Origin of the sequence: Xenorhabdus aichiensis (assembly GCF_028598775.1) — a bacterium.
Classification (GTDB): domain Bacteria; phylum Pseudomonadota; class Gammaproteobacteria; order Enterobacterales; family Enterobacteriaceae; genus Xenorhabdus; species Xenorhabdus bovienii.
Genome location: NZ_JAQRFO010000002.1, coordinates 1 through 21,855, shown reverse-complemented (window position 1 = coordinate 21,855; position 21,855 = coordinate 1). Strand labels below are relative to the sequence as shown.

At 46.1% G+C, this 21,855-nt stretch carries 16 protein-coding genes; 12 read left to right on the top strand and 4 right to left on the bottom strand.

What is annotated here, in order from left to right:
- Positions 1-4: 4 nt before the first annotated feature.
- The 3 genes from PSI22_RS01380 (at position 5) to PSI22_RS01370 (ending at position 6,341) form a co-directional block, all read left to right on the top strand.
- Positions 5-2,443: a bifunctional aspartate kinase/homoserine dehydrogenase II gene (locus PSI22_RS01380; protein ID WP_273578048.1), complete on the top strand. Its 2,439-nt coding sequence runs from the start codon at positions 5-7 to the stop codon at positions 2,441-2,443.
- A gap of 367 nt (positions 2,444-2,810) precedes the next feature.
- Positions 2,811-5,447 carry a phosphoenolpyruvate carboxylase gene (gene ppc, locus PSI22_RS01375; protein ID WP_273578046.1) on the top strand — a complete coding sequence of 879 codons (2,637 nt, stop codon included), beginning with the start codon at positions 2,811-2,813 and terminating at the stop codon, positions 5,445-5,447.
- Positions 5,448-5,702: 255 nt separating this feature from the next.
- A complete protein-coding gene (locus tag PSI22_RS01370) occupies positions 5,703-6,341 on the top strand; it encodes a hypothetical protein (RefSeq protein WP_273578044.1) in 639 nt (212 codons plus the stop codon).
- 168 nt (positions 6,342-6,509) lie between these two features.
- Here PSI22_RS01370 and metF read toward each other — a convergent pair whose 3' ends face one another.
- Together metF and argE are read right to left on the bottom strand one after the other, a co-directional pair.
- Entirely contained in the window at positions 6,510-7,397 is an 888-nt protein-coding gene (gene metF, locus PSI22_RS01365; RefSeq protein ID WP_273578042.1) for a methylenetetrahydrofolate reductase, read from the bottom strand.
- Positions 7,398-7,776: 379 nt separating this feature from the next.
- On the bottom strand, positions 7,777-8,934 hold the full coding sequence (gene argE / locus PSI22_RS01360; protein ID WP_273578039.1) for an acetylornithine deacetylase: 1,158 nt from the start codon (positions 8,932-8,934) through the stop codon (positions 7,777-7,779).
- Between the two features lie 102 nt (positions 8,935-9,036).
- On the opposite strand from argE, the gene argC reads away from it, so the two are divergent.
- From argC to oxyR, 5 genes are all read left to right on the top strand, one after another.
- Positions 9,037-10,041, top strand: coding sequence for an N-acetyl-gamma-glutamyl-phosphate reductase (argC, locus tag PSI22_RS01355; RefSeq protein ID WP_273578037.1), 1,005 nt, complete (start codon positions 9,037-9,039; stop codon positions 10,039-10,041).
- A 37-nt stretch (positions 10,042-10,078) separates the two neighbouring features.
- Positions 10,079-10,852 (top strand): acetylglutamate kinase, encoded by a 774-nt coding sequence (gene argB / locus PSI22_RS01350; protein WP_273578035.1) that lies wholly within the window; start codon positions 10,079-10,081, stop codon positions 10,850-10,852.
- Between the two features lie 68 nt (positions 10,853-10,920).
- Positions 10,921-12,132 carry an argininosuccinate synthase gene (locus tag PSI22_RS01345; protein WP_273578033.1) on the top strand — a complete coding sequence of 404 codons (1,212 nt, stop codon included), beginning with the start codon at positions 10,921-10,923 and terminating at the stop codon, positions 12,130-12,132.
- Between the two features lie 46 nt (positions 12,133-12,178).
- A complete protein-coding gene (gene argH / locus PSI22_RS01340; RefSeq protein WP_273578031.1) occupies positions 12,179-13,558 on the top strand; it encodes an argininosuccinate lyase in 1,380 nt (459 codons plus the stop codon).
- 411 nt (positions 13,559-13,969) lie between these two features.
- Positions 13,970-14,887, top strand: coding sequence for a DNA-binding transcriptional regulator OxyR (oxyR, locus tag PSI22_RS01335; protein WP_038197738.1), 918 nt, complete (start codon positions 13,970-13,972; stop codon positions 14,885-14,887).
- Here the strand turns inward: oxyR and sthA are convergent.
- Positions 14,879-16,276, bottom strand: a complete 1,398-nt coding sequence (sthA, locus tag PSI22_RS01330) for a Si-specific NAD(P)(+) transhydrogenase (protein ID WP_273578027.1) — start codon at positions 16,274-16,276, stop codon at positions 14,879-14,881. The two genes, oxyR and sthA, sit on opposite strands and share 9 nt — an antisense overlap.
- Positions 16,277-16,486: 210 nt before the next feature.
- On the opposite strand from sthA, the gene fabR reads away from it, so the two are divergent.
- Both fabR and PSI22_RS01320 read left to right on the top strand, forming a co-directional pair.
- Positions 16,487-17,134, top strand: coding sequence for an HTH-type transcriptional repressor FabR (fabR, locus tag PSI22_RS01325; RefSeq protein WP_273578025.1), 648 nt, complete (start codon positions 16,487-16,489; stop codon positions 17,132-17,134).
- Between the two features lie 25 nt (positions 17,135-17,159).
- Positions 17,160-17,537 (top strand): YijD family membrane protein, encoded by a 378-nt coding sequence (locus PSI22_RS01320; protein ID WP_273578023.1) that lies wholly within the window; start codon positions 17,160-17,162, stop codon positions 17,535-17,537.
- Between the two features lie 96 nt (positions 17,538-17,633).
- Here PSI22_RS01320 and trmA read toward each other — a convergent pair whose 3' ends face one another.
- Positions 17,634-18,734: a tRNA (uridine(54)-C5)-methyltransferase TrmA gene (trmA, locus tag PSI22_RS01315; RefSeq protein ID WP_273578021.1), complete on the bottom strand. Its 1,101-nt coding sequence runs from the start codon at positions 18,732-18,734 to the stop codon at positions 17,634-17,636.
- Between the two features lie 188 nt (positions 18,735-18,922).
- Between trmA and btuB the strand changes: the two genes are divergently transcribed.
- Both btuB and murI read left to right on the top strand, forming a co-directional pair.
- Positions 18,923-20,773, top strand: coding sequence for a TonB-dependent vitamin B12 receptor BtuB (gene btuB, locus PSI22_RS01310; RefSeq protein WP_273578020.1), 1,851 nt, complete (start codon positions 18,923-18,925; stop codon positions 20,771-20,773).
- Positions 20,718-21,581 (top strand): glutamate racemase, encoded by an 864-nt coding sequence (gene murI, locus PSI22_RS01305; protein ID WP_273578018.1) that lies wholly within the window; start codon positions 20,718-20,720, stop codon positions 21,579-21,581. Before btuB ends, murI begins: the two co-directional genes overlap by 56 nt.
- Positions 21,582-21,855: the final 274 nt, after the last annotated feature.

The following is a 21,855-nucleotide window of genomic DNA, read 5'->3' as shown; positions in this document are numbered from 1 at the left end:
AATCATGAGTGCACTGGCAACAGCGGGGGCGGAATTCGGCCGCCAGTTACATAAATTTGGCGGCAGCAGCCTTGCTGATGTGAAATGCTATCAGCGGGTTGCAGAAATTATGGCGAATTATAGCCAGCCGGGTGATTTGATGGTGGTATCGGCGGCAGGGAGCACAACCAATCAGCTTATTGATTGGTTGAAACTGAGCCAGAGTGACCGCATCTCAGCGCATCAAGTACAGCAATCACTGCGGCGTTATCAGCAGGAGCTGATCCGAGGTTTACTGCCTGAAGTGATTGCAGAAGAACTCGTGGCGCATTTTATCTCGGATCTGGAAAGATTAAGTGTATTGCTGGATAAACCGATTACTGACATTACGTATGCCGAGGTGGTCGGGCATGGTGAAATCTGGTCAGCCCGTTTGATGGCTGCGGTGCTTGAGCATAAGGGTATTTCCAGCGCATGGCTGGATGCACGCCAATTTCTGCGGGCAGAACGCGCTGCCCAGCCGCAGGTTGATGTGAACTTGTCCCAGCCTTTACTGAGCCAACTGTTGATCCAAAATCCCAGTAAGCGTTTGGTGGTCACGGGGTTTATCTCCAGAAATCAGAAGGGAGAAACCGTACTGCTGGGGCGCAATGGCAGCGATTATTCTGCCACACAGGTTGGTGCACTGGCAGGCGCCAAAAAAGTGACGATTTGGAGCGATGTAGCGGGTGTTTACAGTGCTGATCCGCGTAAAATTAAGGATGCGTGCCTGTTGCCTTTACTGCGTTTGGATGAAGCAAGTGAACTGGCGCGTCTGGCGGCACCCGTACTTCATACCCGCACTTTGCAGCCTGTTTCCGTCAGTGATATCGACTTGCAATTGCGTTGCAGCTACCAGCCTGAGCAAGGATCTACCCGCATTGAGCGGGTGCTGGCAACAGGTACTGGGGCGAAAATCGTGACCAGTCATGATGATGTCTGTCTGATTGAACTGCACATTTCTTCTGCCCATGATTTCAAGCAGATTTACAAGGACATTGATTCATTGCTGAAACGCGCACAAGTCCGGCCGTTGGCAACAGGTCTGCACGCTGACTGTAATTTGATTCAGCTTTGTTATACCTCTGAAGTCGTGAACAGTGCTCTCGATGTGTTGCAGGATGCATCTTTGCCAGGAAAATTATCCTTGCGAGAAGGATTAGCGCTGGTGGCTTTGGTTGGGGCGGGAGTGTGCAAGAATCCGTTGCATAGCCACCGTTTTTACCAGCAGCTTAAAGATCAGCCCGTTGAATTTATCTGGCATGCGGAAGAGGGGATCAGCCTTGTTGCTGTTCTGCGCCTGAGCCAGACTTCACATCTGATTCAGGGATTGCACCAAAGTCTGTTCCGGGCAGAAAAACGCATTGGTTTGGTGCTGTTTGGCAAGGGAAACATTGGCTCACGTTGGCTAGAATTGTTCGCTCGTGAACAGAAGAATATTTCTGCCCGCAGTGGTTTTGAATTTATTTTGGCGGGGATTGTGGACAGCCGTCGGAGCTTGCTGGATTATCAGGGGCTTGATGCGAGTCGAGCATTGGCATTCTTTGATGATGAAGCCACTCAACATGAAGACGATGCGTTGTTTTTGTGGATGAGAGCGCACCCTTATGACGATTTGGTGGTGTTGGATGTCACTGCAAGCGAGGAGTTGGCTAAAGACTATATTGATTTCGCCAGCTACGGCTTTCATGTCATCAGCGCCAATAAAGTTGCAGGTTCTTCGAACAGTAACACTTATCGCATGGTTCGCGATGCTTTTGCAAAAACCGGCCGTCATTGGTTATACAATGCGACCGTTGGTGCAGGGTTGCCGATTAACCACTCCGTCAGGGATCTGCGGGAAAGTGGCGATACTATTCTGTCCATCAGCGGGATTTTTTCAGGCACATTATCGTGGTTGTTCCTGCAATTTGATGGTTCTGTGCCTTTCAGTGATTTGGTAGAGCAGGCTTGGCAGCAAGGATTGACGGAGCCTGATCCCCGTATCGATTTGTCCGGTCAGGATGTGATGCGCAAGCTGATTATTCTGGCTCGCGAGGCGGGTTATGAGATAGAGCCTGATCAGGTGCGTGTTGAATCTCTCGTGCCAGTAGAGGCTAGAACCGGTTCCATCGAAGATTTCTTTGAAAACAGTGCCGTTATTAATGAGCAGATGCTCCAGCGGTTGGAAGCATCACGGGAAATGGGCATGGTACTGCGTTATGTCGCTCGCTTTGATGCCACCAGTGGTAAAGCAAAAGTTGGTGTCGAAGCCGTGCGTGCAGATCATCCCTTAGCTTCGTTATTGCCAGGGGATAATGTCTTTGCGATAGAAAGCCGCTGGTATCGTGACAATCCACTGGTGATCCGCGGCCCAGGCGCTGGGCGGGATGTTACGGCAGGAGCGATTCAATCGGATTTGAACCGTTTGTCACAGCTTCTTTAAGTTTAGACAGTCAATTTTACGGCAGGGATATTGCTCATTTTTATCCCTGCCAGTTACGGAAAGTTATTTTCTGCACCCTTGTTCGATAGATAACCGGAACAAGCTGATTCAATCACCATCCAATCAATAAAAAACGTCTTATTCTTCTGTTTGTTGAGCATATGCAAGTTAGGCAATCAGAGCCGCTTATAAAAAAGAAGCCGCTATTAAATTTCATAAAATTCGCCCAAATTGTTCGTTTTCTGATATGAATAGAGCCTCAGAAATAAACAAAAAAACATGCTCTGCAAACAGGGTGGATGCCGATTGAATCGATCAACGATCGGGTGAAATAGGTTAAATACAGCAACACAAGGTCAGAAACCACATGAATCAACAATATTCTGCAATGCGCAGTAATGTCAGTATGCTTGGTAAGTTATTGGGTAACACTATCAAAGAAGCACTGGGAGAAGGCATTCTTGATAAAGTTGAAACGATAAGGAAATTATCCAAATCATCCCGTGCAGGAAACGAGGCTGATCGGCAGCAACTTTTGTCTACACTGCAAAATTTATCCAATGATGAGTTATTGCCGGTTGCTCGGGCCTTTAACCAGTTTCTTAATCTGGCCAACGTTGCCGAGCAATATCACAGCATTTCACCGCATGGTGAAGCGGCCAGCAATCCTGTAGCGCTAGAGGCCTTATTCAATCGGCTGAAAGATAAAAAATTCAGCAATGATGACTTGATCAACGCAGTCAATGAACTTGCCATTGAATTGGTCTTGACGGCACACCCTACCGAAATTGCCCGTCGTACTCTGATTCATAAACTGGTCGAAGTGAATGCCTGTCTGGCACAGCTTGACCATGATGATCTGGCGGATTATGAACGCAATAATATCATGCGCCGTTTACGTCAGTTGATTGCCCAATCATGGCATACCGATGAAATCCGCAAAATTCGGCCCACTCCGATTGATGAAGCCAAATGGGGATTTGCGGTGGTGGAAAATAGTTTGTGGGAAGGTGTTCCTGCATTTCTGCGTGAATTCAATGAGCAATTGGAAGAATCCATTGGCTATAGCTTACCCGTGGAAGCCGTGCCGATTCGTTTCACTTCTTGGATGGGCGGCGATCGTGATGGGAATCCCAACGTTACCGCAGAAATTACTCGCCATGTACTGTTGCTCAGTCGCTGGAAAGCAGCGGATCTGTTTTTGAAAGATATTCAGGTGTTAGTTTCTGAACTCTCCATGTCGGAGTGTACACCTGAACTGCGCCAGTTTGCGGGTGGTGATGGGGTGCTGGAACCTTACCGTGAAATTGCCAAACAATTGCGGACGCAATTAAATAGCACGCTGACGTATCTGGAGAAACACCTTAAAGGAGAGCAAGTCCTGCCCCCTGCGGATTTGCTGCTGCATAACGAACAATTGTGGCAACCGCTGTATGCCTGCTATCAATCACTGAAAACCTGCGGTATGGAAATTATCGCCAATGGCCAATTGTTGGATACCTTGCGCCGCATTCGCTGCTTTGGTCTGTCGTTGGTGCGTATTGATATCCGTCAGGAAAGCACCCGCCATACCGATGCCATTGCAGAGCTGACCCAATATCTGGAGTTCGGAGATTATGCGAGCTGGTCAGAAACGGAGAAACAAACTTTTCTGCTGCGTGAACTGAATTCAAAACGTCCGCTTATTCCGCATCGTTGGCAGCCGAGTGAAGAAACCCTAGAAGTCTTCGAAACCTGTAAGGTCATTGCCGAATCGCCACAAGATGCGATAGCAGCCTATGTAATTTCTATGGCGAAAGTCCCCTCGGATGTACTGGCCGTGAAGTTGCTACTGAAAGAAGCGGGTTGCTCACTGAAATTGCCTGTTGCACCGTTGTTTGAAACCCTTGATGACCTGAACAATGCGGAAAGTGTGATCCAGCAATTACTGGGAATCGGCTGGTATCGCGAGCTGATTCAGGATAAGCAGATGGTAATGATTGGCTATTCCGACTCCGCCAAAGATGCGGGAGTGATGGCGGCATCATGGGCGCAATATCGAGCGCAGGATGCGTTGATCAAAGTGTGTGAGCAGGAAGGCGTAACGCTGACGCTGTTCCACGGCCGTGGCGGTACGATTGGTCGTGGTGGTGCTCCGGCACATTCCGCTTTACTTTCTCAGCCGCCGGGCAGTCTGAAAGGTGGGCTGCGCGTGACGGAACAGGGCGAAATGATCCGCTTTAAGTTTGGTTTGCCACAGGTGACGATTAGCAGTCTGGCGTTGTATGCCAGTGCAATTTTGGAAGCAAATTTACTGCCACCGCCAGAGCCAAAACCGGAATGGAAGCAAGTCATGGATACGCTCTCTGATGTTTCCTGTGACATGTATCGTGATTACGTCCGTGAGCAGCCAGAATTCGTACCTTACTTCCGAGCGGCGACGCCAGAACAGGAATTGGCGAAACTGCCTTTGGGGTCACGGCCTGCCAAGCGTCGTCCGACCGGCGGTGTAGAAAGCCTGCGGGCGATCCCTTGGATATTCGCTTGGACGCAAAACCGCCTGATGTTGCCAGCATGGTTGGGCGCAGGAGCAGCGCTGCAACATGTGATTGATGCGGGCAAACTGTCGGTATTGGCAGATATGTGCCGCGATTGGCCTTTCTTTAATACTCGTATTGCCATGTTGGAGATGGTATTTGCCAAGGCCGATTTATGGCTGGCGGAATATTATGATCAACGCTTGGTGGATAAAAAACTGTGGTCGTTGGGAATAACGTTGCGTAATCAGTTGGCAGAGGATATTAAAACTGTGCTGACGATTTCGCAGGATGAACAATTAATGGCGGATTTACCGTGGATTGCGGAGTCTATTGCGTTGCGTAACGTATATACCGACCCGCTGAACGTGTTACAGGCAGAACTATTACAGCGCTCCCGCCAGCAGGAACAGCCAGATCCGCACCTTGAACAAGCATTAATGGTGACGATTGCGGGGGTTGCGGCAGGGATGCGCAATACCGGCTAGCTTTTGATTTTCTGAATGAAGAAAGCTGAATGGGGAACTGTTCGGCTTTTTTATAGAATTTTTTATCGGACAGGGTCTTACTGGAATCCTTATTGCCTTATTAATACTGACTTCAATATTGGTGGGTAGTATGTTGATGTCTAATTACGTTCAGTATATGTAGATGGCGTAACTTGTAATGATGGGAAATTACGCAAATTTTATCAATATATGTATAATCGATGAGCTGATTGTCCAACATGCGGAGGACAAAATATGAGTAATAAAAACAAAAAATGGAACATTTCGATGCCATATTTGATTGAGGATGTGGATTTTAACCGCAAATTGCGTATTTCAGAAAAGAATGTAGACCATACAATTTCCTTTCTTGGAAATGGTGTGAGGGACTTTGCTTTCCCTGATTTTGTTGTACCGCATGGATATCGCTTCGTTAAGTCGCTGAAGCAAGATCAATACCGCATGATCACAAAAGATGCGAAGCCTGAAACGGTATATGCCGTTAAACTGATTTTTCGCAAAGATATTGTGATTGATAAAGAAACCTGTACCCAAATAATGGTATGGCGCACCTTCAGTCCTGAACATCAAGATGCCGTTGGTGGTTTTCCCAGACGATTCTTTAGATTTTTGCTTGAAAATTACAATATTATCGTGACAGATGAAGAACAAACAGGTGATGGTAAACGTTTTTGGCAGATCATGATTGCTTGGGCAATGTCTGTTGGCTATTACGTTTATGTATCTGACGGCGGCGAAATGGATCGCCCACTAATGGCAGTATCAAATATGGACGAATTACTTGAAAGATGGGATGCTTTCTGTTGGGGAGGCGATACTGACTTACATCGTCACCGTCTGATTGTTATCAGTAAAGAAGCCTTATCTCAGTAGAGTCATAACAATAAGCAGTATCAGTGCTGCTTATTGTTAACTATCCAATCTTTCAGTCAATATCACAGCGATTGTCTAAGCTATTTATTTGGCTAACCAAGCAATTTTTGCAACCCATAGATAATGCCGAATCCCAATTAGCCCAGCGTCTGTTAATTCTATCAACAATCAACAAGGACGAACTCCCAGCGTATGGCAGATAGCGTAACTTAATTCTGCCCGATTCAGAGTATAAAAATGGAAATCTTTCACCCCTTCGCGGCTGAGAATTTTCACCATGTCCATCGCAATCGATGCGCCAACTAAATTGCGGCTTTCCGGATCATCATCCAGTCCCTCAAACATTCTGGTCATCCAGCTTGGAATACGGACGTTAGTCATTGTGGAAAACCGCTGTAACTGACGGAAGTTCGAGACGGGCAGAATCCCCGGCACAATTTCCACATCAATTCCCGTTGCAACACAGCGGTCGCGAAAACGCAGGTAACTTTCCACATCAAAAAAGAATTGGGTAATGGCGCGATTTGCTCCGGCATCAATTTTGCGTTTCAGGTTAATCAGATCCGACTGAGCGCTTTTCGCTTCAGGATGCACTTCTGGGTAAGCAGCAACGGAGATATCAAAATCCGCTTCTTTTTTTAAGAGTTCAACTAAGTCGGCACCATACATTTCCGGTTTCCCGTTGCTATCGGGTAAATCACCGCGCAATGCCACAATGTGGCGAATACCACTCTCCCAATAATCGTGAGCAATATTACGCAGTTCTTCACGGTTGGCATCAATACAAGTCAAGTGAGGGGCAGCATCAAGGCCGGTTTTGTCTTTAATGCCCTTGATGATGCTATGAGTGCGGCTACGTTCACCGGAATTGGCACCATAGGTTACGGAGACAAATTTAGGCTTCAGTTTGCTTAAGCGTTCGATGGATTTCCACAGGGTTTGCTCCATCGCAGTCGTGCTGGGTGGAAAGAACTCAAAAGAAACACGAATCTGCCCTTCAAGCTCAGCCAAATTCTGATTCAGCGCTTCTCGCTGATTAGCGTGAAAAAAACTCATACCCTGTGTCCTCGTAAATCAGCGGAATATTTTGATCCGCTTACGTTTAGATGCTTAAGTGTTTACATGTCTATACGTTTAGATGTCTAAATAGAATGAGCGAAGCAATATGTTTAGTCAACAGCAAAGTGACTTATCCGAAATGAGGAATATTCAAAATGATCAGGAAAGAAATTCATGTTGGGCAGAGCAAGAGAAACGCCTGATTTAATTGGCCTGTGAACGGAGCTATGCGGATTATGAGTGATGCTGAGAGGAATTAATGAAGTTTTGTGCGATTTTTTTGCCGGAAAATAGCGAAAAACCCCGATGCACTTATCGAGGTTAAAACTTTTACTGGATATTCTCTCCCAATTGTAGAGTAAAAATAATCGTAAAGTTAATGGGCTTGCAGGCAAAAATGCTCAACCAGCTGTGAAATCAATTTTTTGGTCGGCTCAATAAATTCCATACCTAAAAATTCATCGGGCTGGTGTGCCTGTTCAATTGATCCTGGCCCCAAGACTAATGTCGGACACAATTCCTGAATAAAAGGCGCTTCCGTACAATAATTGACGGTTTCTGCTTTCGCTCCCAACAAATTTTCGATCACGCTAACCAATTTGTGATCGGTCGGGCATTGATAACCCGGAATGGGAGGGTGGAGAGGGGTAACGCTTAAACGTCCCGGCCAGCGCTGTTTCACCGGCTCTAGTGCTTTATGCAGTAATTCGTCCATATCCTGCAAGGTCAATCCGGGCAGCGGGCGAATATCCATATGCAGTTCACAGCAGGCGCAGATGCGGTTTGCGGCATCACCACCGTGAATATGGCCGAAATTCATAGTTGGATGAGGAATAACAAATGCTGGATTGTGATAGCGTTCCTGCAAGGTAGTGCGTAATTCCATCAGTTGCGTGATGGATTCGTGCATGAGTTCAAGTGCGTTGACACCGCGTGCGGGATCGCTGGAATGGCCGGATTTTCCCTCAATGCGGATAATATGAGCCAAGTGTCCTTTATGCGCATGGATAGGCTGTAACGATGTTGGTTCGCCAATAATGGCGAAATCAGGCCGAATGGCGGTATTGGCAGCAAAATAACGCGCACCTGCCATCGATGTTTCTTCATCTGCGGTGGCCAGAATGTAAAGAGGATGCGATAACTTGCTGGCATCAATATCTCGCAGTGCATCAATGATAAAAGCAAAGAAGCCTTTCATATCGGCGGTGCCAAGGCCATAAAATTTGTTATCCCGCTCGGTCAGTGTGAAGGGATCTTGTGTCCAGCGCCCTTCATCGAATGGCACCGTATCTGTATGACCACATAACAGTAAACCTCCAGAACCACTACCCAATGTTGCCAGCATATTGAACTTGCCACGGGTTTCAGGAACTGGCTGAATTTCAATGTTAAAACCAAGGTCTTTCAACCAGCCAGCCAGCAGGTTGATTAATATTTCATTGCTTTGGTCCAGTTCAGCATCGGTTGCGCTGATGGAAGGTGTGGCAATGAGCTGATGATATAATTTAATAAATGATGGTAATTTAATATTCACTGTTGACAGCCCTTACTCATGATAGTATCAATATTCATGCATTATAACTGAATATAAATGCAGTAATGTGATTGGGTTACTACTACAAGGTGAATAAGTCCCATGTTGAATACGCTGATAGTTGGTGCCAGTGGCTATACCGGAGCAGAGTTAGCAGCATATCTGCAACGTCATCTCCATGTCCATCTCTCTGGCTTAATGGTTTCGTCTCAAAGTTCAGATGCGGGGAAATGTTTTTCAGATCTCTACCCGCAGTACAAGGGCATTGTTGATTTACCTTTACAGCCGCTGACTGATGTGGCTGAAGCAGTGAATGGTATTGATGTCGTCTTCCTCGCCACTGCCCATGAAGTCAGCCATGATATTGTGCCGATATTTCTACAAGCAGGTTGTACCGTCTTCGATTTATCCGGAGCCTATCGCGTACAAAATACACAGTTTTATTCAAAATACTATGGGTTCGAGCATAAAAATACGGCTTGGCTCGATCAGGCAGTTTACGGGCTGGCGGAATGGCAGGCGGAAAAAATCAAGACTGCCCAGTTGATCGCAGTTCCCGGCTGTTATCCCACCGTCTCTCAGCTTTCATTGAAGCCTTTGCTGGAAAAAAATCTGCTGGATACTGAACAATGGCCCGTCATCAATGCTGTCAGTGGTGTCAGTGGAGCAGGGCGGAAAGCAACAATTAACAACAGTTTTTGTGAAGTCAGTTTGCAGCCTTACGGGGTTTTTAATCATCGTCATCAACCCGAGATCGCGGCACATTTAGGCACCGAAGTCATTTTTACCCCTCATCTGGGTAATTTCTCGCGCGGTATTCTCGCCACGATCACCTGCAAGTTGAAATCAGGCGTAACAGAAGAGCAAATTAGGGAAGTCTACCAGCAGGCGTATCATGATAAACCGTTGGTGCGTCTATACACGGAAGGTATGCCGGCATTGAAAGCCGTCGTGGGTTTGCCATTCTGCGATATTGGTTTTGCTGTTCAAGGACAGCATCTGATCATTGTCGGGGCTGAGGATAATTTGTTGAAAGGCGCGGCAGCACAAGCAGTACAGTGCATGAATATTCGTTTTGGGTTTGCAGAAACTCAGGCATTGCTTTAATTCCGGCAGACTTTAATACCGACAGAGGATAAATCCGATGGAGCCGTTAGTTATCAAATTGGGTGGTGTGTTGTTAGACAGCGAAGAAGCGCTGGCGCGGTTGTTTTCCACATTGCAGTCATATCGGAAGACGCATAAGCGCCCGTTAGTCATTGTACATGGCGGTGGCTGTTTGGTTGATGAACTGATGCAGAGATTGCAGCTACCGATTGTGAAGAAACAAGGCCTGCGGGTAACGCCAGCAGATCAGATTAATATCGTTACGGGGACATTGGCAGGAACTGCTAATAAGACACTGCTGGCTTGCGCGACAAAATACCGATTGCCGGCGATTGGATTGTGTCTGGGAGATGGTGGTGTGGTGCGAGTTTCCCCGTTTGATGAGGAATTCGGTCACACTGGAAAGGCTCATCCGGGTAAACCCGATCTCCTGAAAATTTTGCTGGATGTCGGTTACATGCCAATTATCAGCTCTATTGGCATCACCGAAGAGGGTGAGCTGATGAATGTGAATGCAGATCAGGCGGCAACCGCTATTGCGCAGGTGTTAAATGCGGATCTGGCTTTTCTGTCTGATGTCAGCGGTATTTTGGATGGAAAAGGTCAGAAAATCCCAGAGCTGACAGCAGAAAAAATAAAACAGCTCATTGAGCATGGAATCATAACCAATGGCATGATTGTGAAAGTTAATGCGGCCTTGGAAGCGGCAAAAACGCTGGGGCATCCGGTTGATATTGCAAGTTGGCGACATACGGATCAATTGATTGCATTATTTAATGGCATACCCACCGGTACGCGAATTTCGGCGTAATTGGCTTGGTTTTACCGATTAGTGGCACAGTATTTGGCTGAGATGAACAAAAATAAAAGGTTATCCCTATGACTAAAAGCATTAAAAAAATCGTTCTAGCATATTCTGGTGGTTTAGATACATCTGCGATTATTCCTTGGTTGAAAGAACATTATGGCAATTGTGAAGTTGTCGCGTTTGTTGCTGACGTTGGTCAAAGCCGCGAAGATCTGGAAGGTGTGGAGCAGAAAGCGTTGCGATCTGGTGCGTCGGAATGTCACGTTATCGACCTGCGTGAAGAGTTCATCAAAGAGTATGTTTATCCCGTACTGAAAACGGGCGCACTGTATGAAGGCAGCTATTTGCTTGGTACATCAATGGCACGCCCAATTATTGCCAAGGCACAGGTCGAACTGGCGCTGAAAGTGGGAGCTGATGCTGTAGCTCACGGTGCAACGGGCAAAGGTAACGATCAGGTTCGGTTTGAAAGTACTTACACTGCGTTAGCGCCGCATCTGAAAGTGGTTGCTCCGTGGCGTGAATGGGATCTGCGTTCCCGTGAGGCTCTGCTTGATTATCTGAAAGTCCGCGATATTCCCACCACCGCCACGCTGGAAAAAATTTACAGCCGTGACGAAAACGCATGGCATATCTCAACCGAAGGTGGGGTATTGGAAAGTACATGGAATGCTGCCAATAAAGATTGCTGGGTGTGGACAGCAGAGCCAGAAGATGCGCCGAATGAGCCAGAATATGTCACTGTCACGGTTGAAAAAGGTGAGGTGGTTGGCGTGAATGGTAAGGTGCTGTCACCCTATCAATGCATTAATGCATTAAATGAACTGGGAGCCAAACATGGTATCGGCCGGATCGACATTGTGGAAAACCGTTTGGTAGGCATGAAATCCCGTGGTTGTTATGAAACACCGGGCGGAACCATCATGATGGCCGCATTGCGGGGAATTGAGCAGTTGGTGTTGGATCGCGACAGCTTCAAATGGCGTCAGCAATTGGGGTTGGAAATGTCCTATGTCGTCTACGATGGTCGTTGGTTTGCGCCATTGCGCCAGTCGATTCAGGCTGCTGCGGAAACGTTGGCTGACAGTGTCAGTGGGGAAGTGGTCTTAAAGCTGTATAAAGGCCAGGTGACCGCTGAACAGAAAAAATCGACATACAGTCTCTATTCTGAAGAATTCGCTACTTTTGGAGAAGATGAAGTCTACGATCACCGCCATGCAGAAGGGTTCATTCGCCTCTATTCGCTTTCTTCACGTATTCGTACATTGAACAGCAAAAAATAATTTCTGGGCAATTAACCTTATTAAACAGAGAAAACAGGAACGACATATGGCACTTTGGGGCGGACGTTTCAGTCAGGAAGCCGATCAGCGATTCAAACAATTTAACGATTCTCTGCGTTTTGATTATCGTTTGGCGGAGCAGGATATTATTGGTTCTGTTGCATGGTCAAAGGCGCTGGTTACGGTGGGAGTATTGACTTCCGAAGAACAGCAGAAACTGGAACTGGCGCTGAATGAGTTACTGGGTGAAGTGCGGGCCAACCCCAAGGCCATTTTGCAAAGCGATGCGGAAGATATTCATAGCTGGGTGGAAGGGCAACTTATCGCAAAAGTAGGCGATTTGGGTAAAAAACTCCACACAGGTCGTAGCCGTAACGATCAGGTCGCAACTGATCTGAAACTGTGGTGCAAGGATCAGATAGCCGATATTCAGCAGGCACTTGTGGAGCTGCAACAGGCGCTGGTGATTACGGCGGAGAATAATCAAGATGCGGTGATGCCCGGTTATACCCATTTGCAGAGGGCGCAGCCAGTCACTTTCGCTCATTGGTGCCTCGCCTATGCCGAAATGCTGGGTCGTGATGAGAGCCGCCTGCAAGATGCACTGAAACGGCTGGATGTCAGCCCATTGGGCTGTGGCGCACTGGCGGGAACAGCCTATGATATCGATCGTGAACAATTAGCGTCATGGCTCGGTTTTGCCTCGGCAACACGTAATAGTCTGGATAGCGTTTCCGATCGGGATTATGTTTTGGAGCTGTTGTCAGATGCCAGTATCAGCATGATCCACCTTTCACGCTTTGCTGAAGACCTGATTTTCTTTAACAGTGGAGAAGCGGGCTTTATTGAGTTATCAGATCGGGTAACTTCCGGCTCTTCCCTGATGCCGCAAAAGAAAAACCCTGATGCACTGGAGCTTATTCGTGGCAAATGTGGCCGGGTTCAGGGCGCATTGACGGGCATGATGATAACGCTGAAAGGGCTTCCCCTCGCTTATAACAAAGATATGCAGGAAGATAAAGAAGGTCTGTTTGATGCGCTGGATACATGGCGGGGTTGCCTGCATATGGCGGTGCTGGTGCTGGATGGCATTCAGGTGCAACGCGGGCGCTGTGAGGAAGCGGCAAAACAGGGTTATGCCAACGCGACTGAACTGGCGGATTATCTGGTAGCAAAAGGTGTCCCATTTCGTGAAGCACACCATATTGTTGGTGAAGTGGTGATTGCGGTCATAGCGGAAGGTAAGGCACTGGAAGAACTGTCTTTGTTTGAACTGCAAAAATTCAGTGAAGCTATTTCGCTAGATGTGTATGACGTTTTATCGCTGCAATCCTGTTTGGATAAACGGCTGGCAAAAGGTGGTGTATCACAGAAACAGGTGGCACAGGCGATTGCAGAGGTTAAACAGCGGTTAACAATGGATTAGCCTGAGAACATACTATAAGCCTGCCCAATCCGGCAGGTTTTTCTGTATTAAGTTATAACAAATCTTTTGGTAAAGCGGTGCTGATTTCTGAAGAGGAATATTGTGAGTTTACTGGCCATAAATGAAAGGATGATGTCATAGTAATTTTTTTGATGAATTTGATACGGCGTTTAAGGTGTTGAGTGAACGAGAATATCAGTAGCATTCGGCCGACAGGTCAGGGAATAAGTCGCTGAATGTCTATTCAGCCATAAATATGGGGCAGCTTTCTAATAATAATTTTTTTGATTTCTCATAAGGTATTTCGATAAAAAACGCCTGAAATCACAAGCATTTGATAGTTTTATTCCCTCATGCATATAATGATTTATTGATCAATTCTATCATTGATATCAAATACTGAGGTTGGGAATGAATATCCGCGATCTGGAATACCTTGTAGCGCTTGCCGAATACCGGCATTTCCGCCGAGCCGCTGATTCTTGTCATGTTAGCCAACCGACACTGAGTGGGCAAATCCGCAAACTTGAAGATGAGTTGGGCGTGATGCTGCTAGAGCGCACCAGTCGTAAAGTGCTGTTCACCCAACAGGGAATGTTGCTGGTGGAGCAGGCCAAAACGGTATTGCGAGAAGTGAAAGTCTTGCAGGAAATGGCCTCTCTTCAAGGTGAAAGCATGTCTGGCCCTCTGCATATCGGCCTTATCCCCACCGTCGGTCCCTATATCTTGCCTCTTATCATTCCTGAGTTGCATAAGCTATTCCCCAAGCTGGAAATGTATTTACATGAGGCTCAGACTCAGAACCTGCTGGCGCAACTCGATAGCGGAAAACTCGATTGTGCTATTCTGGCTTTGGTAAAAGAAACCGAAGCGTTCATTGAAGTGCCACTCTTTGAAGAACCGATGAAACTAGCGATTTATGAAGGGCACAGATGGGCGAATAGGACGCATATCAAGATGGAAGAGCTTGCCGGCGAAAAATTATTAATGCTGGAAGACGGACATTGTTTGCGTGATCAGGCGATGGGCTTCTGTTTTCAGGCAGGAGCTAAAGAAGATACTCATTTTAGGGCAACCAGCCTGGAAACCCTGCGTAATATGGTATCAGCAGGCAGTGGGATTACATTGTTGCCTGATTTGGCTGTTCCAAAAGAGAGAAAACGCGATGGTGTCTGCTACCTGGAATGTATCGAACCAGAGCCAGAGCGTACGATTATCTTGGTTTATCGCCCTGGCTCACCTCTGCGCGGTCGCTATGAGCAATTGGCAGAGGCGATTCGGGCTAAAATGGGTGACTATTTCGAAGTTTTTGGAAAAACATCAAAATAACCGATTTAACCCATTGAGTGCAGCAACACGGTAAGCTTCTGCCATTGTTGGATAATTGAAGGTAGTATTGACGAAATATTCGATAGTATTGCCTTCTCCTTTTTGTTCCATAATGGCTTGGCCGATATGGATGATCTCTGCGGCACGTTCGCCAAAACAGTGGATGCCCAGAATCTGTTTTGTCTCACGATGGAATAGAATCTTTATACTGCCAACATTCATACCGGCAATTTGCGCCCTTGCCAGATGTTTGAATTGGGCGCGTCCTACCTCATACGGGATTTTCATCGCAGTGAGTTGCTGCTCGGTTTTACCGACTGAACTGATTTCAGGAATGGTATAAATCCCTGTTGGAATATCTTCCACCAGATGTAGGTTGGCGCTTCCGGTCATGATAGCTTTTGCAGCAATGCGCCCCTGATCATACGCAGCAGAAGCTAGACTCGGATAGCCGATGACATCGCCAACAGCGTAAATGTTTTCATTGCTGCTCTGATAGACGCGATTCACTTTCAGTAAACCACGGCTGTCTGTTTCCAGCCCGACATTTTCCAACCCTAGCTTATCTGTATTGCCGGTGCGGCCATTGGCATACAGTAGACAGTCTGCCTTGACCTTTTTGCCGGATTTCAGATGAACAATCACGCCATCATCAAGACCTTCAATTTTTTCATATTCTTCGTTATGGCGGATGACAGTACCGCTATTCCAGAAATGATAGGACAGGGCATCAGACATCTCTTGATCAAGAAAAGACAGCAGATTATCACGGGTATTGATCAAATCCACCTTAACGCCCAGCCCTCGGAAGATAGAAGCATATTCACAGCCAATCACTCCCGCGCCGTAAATGATAACGTGGCGTGGTTCATGATCCAGTTGCAGGATGGTGTCGCTGTTATAAATACGGGAGTGAGTGAAATCAACATCGGGAGGGCAGTAAGGGCGGGAACCAGTAGCAATGATTATCTTATCTGCACTTAATATATCAACACTATCATCGGCATAACGGACGCTTACACGATGTTCATCAATGAATGTTGCCTCGCCCGCAAACATTTGGCACCGATTGCGTTCATAAAAATCCTGACGCATTTTGGTTTGCTGGCTAATGACAACGTCAGCATGGCGCAGGATTTCAGAAAATGAGGAACGGAGAATGCGGGAGTTATCACTATAGAGGGGGTTTTGATTAAATTCGATAATACGGCTGACAGCATGGCGGAGAGCTTTCGATGGAATTGTACCCCAATGGGTACAGCCACCACCGACATTAATATAACGTTCTATAACTGCAACGTTTTTTCCCTGTTTCACCAGCCCCATTGCTGCTCCTTCCCCTCCGGGACCAGAGCCAATCACAATGGCATCAAAATGAGTATATTGCATAGAGGAAAGACCTGTTTTTACACAAAATAACAACTCTATCTTAACATTACTTGATGTAATAACCTAATGACCATACGGTTTTTATCCTATTACTTAGAAATGAAACCGGAGAATATGGGATAATAGCTTTAAGAGAACAATCACAGCAAACACAGCAGAATCTGATATATTTGCTTCATTATATAGTCGAATGGATATATCAGGATTGTGGTGAGTAACGTAACTGGTGTCAGAGCGAAACAGAAAGAAAAAACCCGTCGTTCCCTGATTGAAGCCGCATTCAGCCAACTCAGTGCTGAGCGGAGTTTCACAAGCTTGAGCCTACGGGAAGTAGCTCGAGAAGCGGGTATCGCGCCTACTTCATTTTATCGGCATTTTCGGGATGTGGATGAACTGGGGCTGACAATGGTGGATGAAAGTGGCTTAATGTTGCGTCAGTTAATGCGTCAGGCGCGTCAGCGTATTGCAAAAGGCGGCAGCGTCATCCGAACCTCTGTTTCAACGTTCATGGAATTCATCGGCAACAATCCCAATGCTTTCCGGTTATTACTGCGCGAGCGTTCCGGTACATCGGCTGAGTTTCGTGCGGCTGTCGCACGGGAAATCCAACATTTTATTGCAGAGCTGGCAGACTACCTCGAACAGGCAAGCCACATGCCGCGTCATTTTACTGAAATTCAAGCTGAGGCGATGGTGACAATTGTATTCAGCGCAGGTGCAGAAGCGCTGGATATTGATGAGGAAAAAAGGCGTCGTCTCGAAGAACGTTTAGTTTTGCAACTCCGCCTGATTTCCAAAGGAGCTTATTATTGGTATCGGCGGGAACAAGAAAAAAAGACTGTCCTTAAAACCTCTTGAATAATAATGAAAGGAGAATAATACGATGGAACAATACCGCCAAGATAAAAGCACTATGTTGCTGGCTCTTATCGTTGGATTGGCAACACACGGAACTTTCTCAGCATTTTTCAACTCGCTTGTGCCTTTTTCAATTTTCCCGATTATCGCACTGGTATTATCTCTGTATTGCCTCCATCACCGTTATTTGAATTATCCAATGGCAGATGGATTACCAAAGTTGGCGGCCGGCTGCTTTTTCTTAGGAATCTTCATTTACAGCGCCATCATTCGGGTGGAGTATCCAGAAATTGGTTCTAATTTCCTGCCTGTCGTGATTGATACTGCTTTAGTATTTTGGATTTACAGAAAGGTCAAAGGGCGTAAACAACAAGCTATTCTCACTTCAGAAAGCCATGGCTGATTATTTTCCTGATAACGGCTGAACGAACAACGCCACAAATTGATTACTGTGGCGTTTTGGTTTTTCAACTAGTTTTTCAGCTATAGTAGATGGCGATTAATTACGTTTTTCCAGTAATACACCACACTCCATATGGTGCGTATAAGGGAATTGATCAAAGAGTGCCAGCCTGCTTATTTTATGGGTTTGTGTCAGTGTTTCCAGATTCTGGCTAAGTGTTTCTGGATTACAGGAAATATAAAGAATCTGTGGATATCCCTGTACCATTTTAACTGTTGCATCATCTAACCCGCTGCGTGGAGGATCAACAAAAATGGTTTCACATCGATAACTTTTTAGATCAATGCCATGCAGTCGGTTAAATTCCCGCTCTCCATTCATTGCTTGAGTAAACTCTTCTGCTGACATACGGATAATTTGCACATTATCAATTTGGTTCGCTTCAATATTAAATTGCGCGGCAGCAACCGAAGGTTTGGCAATTTCTGTCGCCAGTACGCGATCAAAATTCTGTGCCAATGCCAGAGAAAAATTGCCATTACCACAATATAGCTCAAGTAGATCTCCCTTGGCACCTTTAGTAATACCCATCGCCCATTCCAACATATGAATATTGATGCTGGCATTCGGCTGAGTGAAACTGTTTTCAACTTGACGGTAAATCATCGTTTTACCCGCAATCGGCAGTTCTTCATCAATATAATCATGGTCGAGCATGATCTTGGTTTTTGACGCTCGCCCGATCAGCTGAACATCAAATCCATTCGCTTTTAATTGATCACGTAGTGTGATGGCATGCTCGCGCCATTCATCATTCAACTTTTTATGATAAAGCAGAGAGACAATAATTTTGTTGCTGAGGGTTGACAGATAATCCACTTGAAACAGTTTATGACGCAAGAGAGAATTATCTTTCACGCCAGCAATGATTGCCTGCATCATCTGGTTAATCAGCTCATTGGCAACCGGAAATTGATCAATACGAATACGTTGTTTGGTCTGCTGGTCAAACATAATGTGGTAAAGATCATCTTGCTCATGCCAGATGCGGAATTCAGCGCGCATTCTGTAATGTGATGCAGGGGAACGGAAAACCTCAGGCTCAGGTGCACTAAATGGCATCATCATTCCTTTCAGACGATGGACCTTTTCCATCAATTGATTTTCATAATCTTCCGTTGGCAAGACATTCTGCATTATCTGGTTCTCGTATGGTCGCGTTAAGAAAAATTTCCGAGCGGCATTGTAGGGAAAGTGCAAAGGATGTCCAGTTTTCTGGCACATGAGCCTCTTTTTGATAGGGGGTCATTCTGGACTGTCTCCCGCCTTCATCGTAGCATGACACTTTATTCGCTAGATTCAATATAGTTAGATGCCATTCTCTCATGACAAATAACAAACGTATCCTTTTATCTGCTGCTTCTGTGGCAGTGTTTTCTAGCTGGAGCCATTTTGCAGCTGCTGATAATCAAGATCCACTGGTGGTGACCGCGAACCGCTTTAAACAGCCTATTTCTTCAGTTTTAGCACCAATGACGGTGGTAACCCGCGAAGAGATAGATCGCTGGCAATCCAGCAGTTTGGTTGACGTCCTACGTCGCCTACCCAGTATTGATATTGCGCAGAATGGGGGAATAGGGCAACACGCTTCTTTATTTGTTCGAGGTACGGAATCACATCATACATTGGTGCTAGTAGATGGTATTCGCTTAAATCAGGCGGGTATCACGGGCGCGGCCGATTATAGCCAGATACCGCTTTCAATGGTGCAGAGAATTGAGTATATCCGCGGCGCTCGTTCTGCCGTATATGGTTCTGATGCCATTGGTGGGGTAATCAATATCATTACCAAGCGAGAGCAACAGGGAACAACATTGAATGCAGGTATCGGCTCGCATGGATACCAGAACTATAATGGTTCGACCCAACAAAAGCTTGGCGAGAATACCCTATTGACCGCAGCGGCTGGGTATACCTATACCAAAGGATTCGATGTGGTGGCTGGTGGCAGTACGGGTGGGCATCGTCAGCCGGATCGCGATGGTTTTATGAGCAAAATGCTGTGGTTGGGCGTTGATCATAAATTTAATGATCAGTTCAGTGGGTTTGCCCGTGTGCATGGGTTGAATAACCGAACGGCTTATGATGCCTATTATGATAGTTACAATCAGATGCTGATAGATACTCGAGAGCTATCCAGTCGTACTTATGATGCAGGCCTTCAATTTACACAGGGAATTTATTCTGCCCAATGGATTGCCAGTTACAGCCATGTCAAAGATTACAACTATGATCCCAAATATGGGCGTTATGGCAAAGGCTCCAGCCTAAGTAACTCCAAACAATACAATGTGCAGTGGGGAAACTCATGGCAAGTAGGTCATGGGGCAATTAGCGGTGGTGTTGACTGGAAAAGAGAATCGGTTGCGGCAGGTTCGAATAATATTCCTGTACAAAAAGACGTAGATAACACCGGCCTGTATTTGACGACACAGCAAAAGATTCATGATGTCACGCTGGAAGGTGCTGTTCGTTCAGACCGTCATTCTGAATATGATTGGAATACCACATGGCAAACTGGCATGGGTTGGGAATTCATTGATGGCTATCGGTTGATCGTCTCGTATGGAACCGCATTTAAGGCTCCGACACTGAATCAACTCTATAGCAAATGGGGAAATGAAAGTCTCAAACCAGAAAAAAGTAAACAGTGGGAAGGTGGAATTGAAGGATTAACTGGGCCACTTAATTGGCGCTTATCTGTTTATCATAATGATATTGAACAATTGATAAATTTTGCCAATAACCGCTATGAGAACATTGGTAAGGCAAAAATCAAAGGTGTTGAATGGACGGGAACCATGGATACCGGAATATTCCAGCACCAATTGACATTACAGTATGTTGATCCGCGTGATGGCAATAATAAGCGGTTAGCTCGCAGGGCTAAACAGCAGGTTAAATATCAATTAGATTGGGAGTTATACAATATTGATTGGGGAGTAACTTATCAATATATCGGTCAGCGCGATGATGCAGATTATAGTGTTTATCCTCCGAAGCCCCTTAAATTGGGTGGCGTCAGTTTATGGGATATCAGCGCATCATACCCAATCACTAACCACCTCACAATCCGTGCTAGAATAGCAAATCTGTTTGATAAAAATTATGAGACAGCGTATGGCTATCGCACCCCAGGCCGAGAATACTTTCTCACTGGAAGCTACAACTTCTGATTTACCTAAAACCGCCCGACCAACGATTCTAGTTTTTGATTCAGGTGTGGGCGGTTTATCTGTATACCAAGAAATTCGACAATTATTGCCGGAGCTCCACTATATATATGCTTTCGATAATGAAGCGTTTCCTTATGGAGAAAAAACGGCGGAAGTGATCATTGAGCGGGTCGTTCAGGTTGTCGATGAAATTCAGAAAAGACACCCCCTCGCTATTGTCATCATTGCCTGTAATACAGCTAGCACGGTTAGTTTGCCGGCATTGCGCGAACGTTTTTCCTTTCCCGTTGTTGGTGTTGTGCCCGCAATCAAGCCTGCGGCAAAGTTGACTTGTAACCGAGTAATAGGATTATTGGCGACACGGGCTACAGTCAATCGCGACTATACCAAAGAATTAATTACAAGATTTGCCACGGATTGTCAGGTTCATTCTATAGGCTCTGCAGAACTGGTAGAGTTAGCCGAACGAAAGCTGCATGGTGAGAAGATCCCACTGGAAATATTGGAAAAAATTCTCAAACCGTGGTTGAGAATGAAAGAACCGCCAGATACTGTCATCTTAGGTTGTACTCACTTCCCCCTGATTGCAGAAGAGCTTTCACAAGTTTTGCCTGATGGCACACGATTGATTGATTCTGGAGCTGCTATTGCGCGTAGAACGGTGTGGTTGGTGAAGAACCAAAATAATTTATTTTTAACAACAGCGGATAATTTGGCTTATTGCACAAAAATAGACCTAAATAGCGAGGCTCTGCGACCCGTATTACGAGATTATGGCTTCCTTACGCTGGAAAAACTAGCAACTTAAGTAGAATTTGTTGTAATAATCATCAATCGGTAATTTTTTTCAAAAAAACTATTGTCAGGGGCCGAAAAGTCCCTATAATGCGCCACCACTGACCGACGCTGAGCGAAGACACGCCGCGGAGGACAGCGAGCGACAAGCCCCGAAATAAAGGCTTGACACTCAGCGAGGAAAGCGTAAGATACGCAGCCTCACGACACGGAGGAACACTCCGGTCGGCATGCTCTTTAACAATTTAATCAGACAATCTGTGTGGGCACTCACAAGACATTATCGA

Bases quoted from the DNA above. Each gene is read 5' to 3' on its own strand.
- PSI22_RS01380 (WP_273578048.1), top strand. From the start codon at position 5: ATGAGTGCACTGGCAACAGCGGGGGCGGAATTCGGCCGCCAGTTACAT.
- ppc (WP_273578046.1), top strand. From the start codon at position 2,811: ATGAATCAACAATATTCTGCAATGCGCAGTAATGTCAGTATGCTTGGT.
- PSI22_RS01370 (WP_273578044.1), top strand. From the start codon at position 5,703: ATGAGTAATAAAAACAAAAAATGGAACATTTCGATGCCATATTTGATT.
- metF (WP_273578042.1), bottom strand. From the start codon at position 7,397: ATGAGTTTTTTTCACGCTAATCAGCGAGAAGCGCTGAATCAGAATTTG.
- argC (WP_273578037.1), top strand. From the start codon at position 9,037: ATGTTGAATACGCTGATAGTTGGTGCCAGTGGCTATACCGGAGCAGAG.
- argB (WP_273578035.1), top strand. From the start codon at position 10,079: ATGGAGCCGTTAGTTATCAAATTGGGTGGTGTGTTGTTAGACAGCGAA.
- PSI22_RS01345 (WP_273578033.1), top strand. From the start codon at position 10,921: ATGACTAAAAGCATTAAAAAAATCGTTCTAGCATATTCTGGTGGTTTA.
- argH (WP_273578031.1), top strand. From the start codon at position 12,179: ATGGCACTTTGGGGCGGACGTTTCAGTCAGGAAGCCGATCAGCGATTC.
- oxyR (WP_038197738.1), top strand. From the start codon at position 13,970: ATGAATATCCGCGATCTGGAATACCTTGTAGCGCTTGCCGAATACCGG.
- sthA (WP_273578027.1), bottom strand. From the start codon at position 16,276: ATGCAATATACTCATTTTGATGCCATTGTGATTGGCTCTGGTCCCGGA.
- PSI22_RS01320 (WP_273578023.1), top strand. From the start codon at position 17,160: ATGGAACAATACCGCCAAGATAAAAGCACTATGTTGCTGGCTCTTATC.
- trmA (WP_273578021.1), bottom strand. From the start codon at position 18,734: ATGCAGAATGTCTTGCCAACGGAAGATTATGAAAATCAATTGATGGAA.
- btuB (WP_273578020.1), top strand. From the start codon at position 18,923: ATGACAAATAACAAACGTATCCTTTTATCTGCTGCTTCTGTGGCAGTG.
- murI (WP_273578018.1), top strand. From the start codon at position 20,718: ATGGCTATCGCACCCCAGGCCGAGAATACTTTCTCACTGGAAGCTACA.